General features: G+C 25.0%; 3 protein-coding genes. All 3 read left to right on the top strand.

All coding sequences use genetic code 11. From position 1 onward, the window contains the following. Window positions 1-167: 167 nt before the first annotated feature. A complete protein-coding gene (locus I4V51_RS20695) occupies window positions 168-1,409 on the top strand; it encodes a pitrilysin family protein (RefSeq protein WP_195990324.1) in 1,242 nt (413 codons plus the stop codon). A gap of 13 nt (window positions 1,410-1,422) precedes the next feature. Further along, on the top strand, window positions 1,423-2,061 hold the full coding sequence (recX, locus tag I4V51_RS20690) for a recombination regulator RecX (RefSeq protein WP_195990323.1): 639 nt from the start codon (window positions 1,423-1,425) through the stop codon (window positions 2,059-2,061). 13 nt (window positions 2,062-2,074) lie between these two features. Then, window positions 2,075-2,426, top strand: a 352-nt coding sequence (locus I4V51_RS20685; RefSeq protein ID WP_195990322.1) for a hypothetical protein, incomplete at its 3' end; no start/stop codon positions are given.

Below are 2,426 nucleotides of genomic sequence, written 5' to 3'. Positions count from 1 at the left end.
ATTTAATTATAAACTATGATATAAAATAATCTACAATATTTTCATATAAGAATTAGAGTATAAGGTATAATATGGTTTATGGAAATATTAAAATGTTGTAATTATATAGTAAACATATTATATTATAATTCTAGATGAAATTATTCAGATGGGGGAAGGTAGTTACAATGGTGAAAATAAATTTTGATGTGAAAAAACATAAATTAGATAATGGTTTAGAAGTGATAACAATAAATAAAGATACCCAAATCTCATCAATTAACATAGGAGTAAAGGTTGGGGCCTTAAATGAAACTCTAAGTGAAAAGGGAATTTCACATTATATAGAGCATATGTTGTTTAAAGGAACTGAAAACAGAACGTTTCAAAAGTTAAATGATGATTTAGAGGCCTTAGGTGGAGAGTACAATGCATATACTGATTACTCTCAAACTGTTTATTCTATAAGTTGTTTAGAGGATGAATTAAAAAATGCAATAGAATTATTAAGTGATATGTTAATTAGCTCTAAATTTCCAAAAGAAGAAGTTGAAAAGGAAAGAGGAGTAATATTAGCAGAGATAAGATCTAGTAAGGATAGTGTGGAGGATTTTAGTTTTAAGAAAATAAATGAAGTAGCATTTAAAAAGAGCGCATTAAGATATGATGTTGCAGGTTTAGATGAAAATGTGAAAAGTTTTACTAGAGAAGAACTTTATAATTATTATAAAAAGTATTATATACCTAACAATGCATTAATAACTATGGTATCATCATTGTCTCATGAAGAAGCTATTAAAGAGATATCAAAGCAGTTTAGCAACTGGGAAAAACGTGAAGTTATTAAAATAGAAGTAGAAGATGAAAAAAATAGAGATATAAAGAAAGTAACAACTAAAGAAAATATAGAGCTTTGTACAATAATTTATTTATTTACATTTTATGATTTAGATAAAAAGTATGAATTACCACTAAGGATATTAAATCATAGGTTAGGTGAAAGTGCTAACTCATTATTATTTAGGGAAGTAAGAGAAAATAGAGGTTTAGCATACGATATATACTCTCATTTAGATATTACTCAAAATGTGAAAACTTTATATATTTATACTGCTGTAGATGAGGAAGATATTGATGATGCAGCTAATGCAATTGAAGAAATTTTTAAAAATATTAAGTTTAGAAAAATAATTATTGGAGAGAATGATTTAAATGTAATGAAAAAAGTTCATAAAACAGCTGTTATATCAACATTAGAAGATTCTGTTGAGCTTTGTAGCTATATATTAAGCCAAAGTTTAGAAGGTGAAGATATATTTGAATTTTTAAATGATATGGAAAATCTAAATACAATAACTGCTGATGAAATATACGAAGTAGCAAATAAAGTTTTAAATAAACCTACTATTCATATATTAAAATCTTCATAAGGTGGCAATAATTATGAATATAATAACTAAAATAGAATTAGGTAAAAGAAATAAAGAGAGAGTTAATATTTATATTGATGATGAATATGCTTTTTCTATAAGTGCTGAATTAGTATATAAGGAAAATTTAAAAGTTAAAGATACAATAGATGTAGAAAATTTAAAAAAATTAGCTGATGAAGATAATTATATAAAGTGTAAAAATAAAGCACTAAGGACAATTGAAAGGACTTACAAAAGTGAGAAGGAATTAAGAGATAAGTTAGCATTAAAAGGGTTTGAAGACCATATAATTAAACGTACAATTAATTTCTTAAGGGAGTACAATTTGTTAAATGATACTAATTATGCAAAAATGTATGTAAAAGATAGATCCAAAAATCAAGGAAAAAAGAAGATTAAATATACACTTTTGCAAAAGGGAATAGATGAAAATATTATTGAAGAAGAGTTAGATAAACTTAATAAAGAAGAAATAAGCGAAGTAGTACATGAGATGGCGTTAAAGAAATATAAGGTTTTATGCAAAAGAGAAAGTGATCAATATAAGTTATCACAGAAACTATACAGATTTTTAATGGGGAAGGGGTATGACTACGATTTGATTAAAGATGTTGTTAAAACTATAGTCAAATCAGAAGATTTGGAATAAAGGGGCAATCTTAATGAATGAAATACTCTCTTATGCTATGTGTTTAGTTGTAATAATGTCATGTGTTACTAGTAGTGTCAAAAAGACATTAAAAAGAAGAAGCGTGGGTTTTTCATTAGAGAGGGTACTTTATTATTTTTCTATTTTAGTAAGTATTTTATTAATAGCTTTAAAAATAGATGTAATACTTGAAAGTATTACTAAAATAGCAGCAACAAATTTTAAATTAAGTGGAATATATAATGATATTTGTAAAATTACATTGTTTGTAGTTTTATTCTTTTTAATTCAAGTTGTTTTATATAAGATCTTGAAGTCAATTTTAATTCCTATAGTCTTAAAATTAAATAGGCAAAATAGTATAC

The sequence above is a fragment of the Clostridium sp. D53t1_180928_C8 genome (assembly GCF_015667795.1).
In the GTDB taxonomy this organism is placed as follows: domain Bacteria; phylum Bacillota; class Clostridia; order Clostridiales; family Clostridiaceae; genus Clostridium.
The sequence above is the reverse complement of the archived record's forward strand: the minus strand, read 5'-3'. Positions and strand labels throughout refer to the sequence as shown.

What these genes read in the sequence shown, in the direction of transcription:
- I4V51_RS20695 (WP_195990324.1), top strand. Translation starts at nt 168, where the DNA reads ATGGTGAAAATAAATTTTGATGTGAAAAAACATAAATTAGATAATGGT.
- recX (WP_195990323.1), top strand. Translation starts at nt 1,423, where the DNA reads ATGAATATAATAACTAAAATAGAATTAGGTAAAAGAAATAAAGAGAGA.